This is a genomic window from Pantoea sp. UBA5923, from assembly GCF_002431095.1.
Classification (GTDB): Bacteria; Pseudomonadota; Gammaproteobacteria; order Enterobacterales; family Enterobacteriaceae; genus Pantoea; species Pantoea piersonii.
Map to the genome: position 1 here is coordinate 1738 of NZ_DJDN01000058.1, position 295 is coordinate 2032.

Genomic DNA, 295 nt, shown 5'->3' on the forward strand with positions numbered 1-295 from the left:
CGCGCTGTCGCTCACCAGCAGGTCGAAGCGGTGCAGTTCGCCGATGCGAGCGGGCAGCACCTTGCCGAATTTGCTGCTGTCCGCCACCAGCACTCGCTGGCGCGCGCGCAGCATCGCGTGGTGCTTCATCGCCAGCTCGTTGAGGTTGTAACAGGTCGCGCCCTGATCTTTGTCGATGCCCGCCGCCGAGATAAACGCCAGCGACGGGCAGAGGGTGTCAAGAATCGTGTGCGCCCCGATCGGCGTGAACAGGGCGTTATCGACGTGAAACTCGCCGCCGCTCAGAATAACGTTG

At 63.7% G+C, this 295-nt stretch carries 1 pseudogene; it reads right to left on the reverse strand.

Annotation, left to right across the window (positions count from 1 at the left end):
* Positions 1–295, reverse strand: a pseudogene (locus B3797_RS13895) (DNA-binding transcriptional repressor DeoR); the annotation flags it as partial.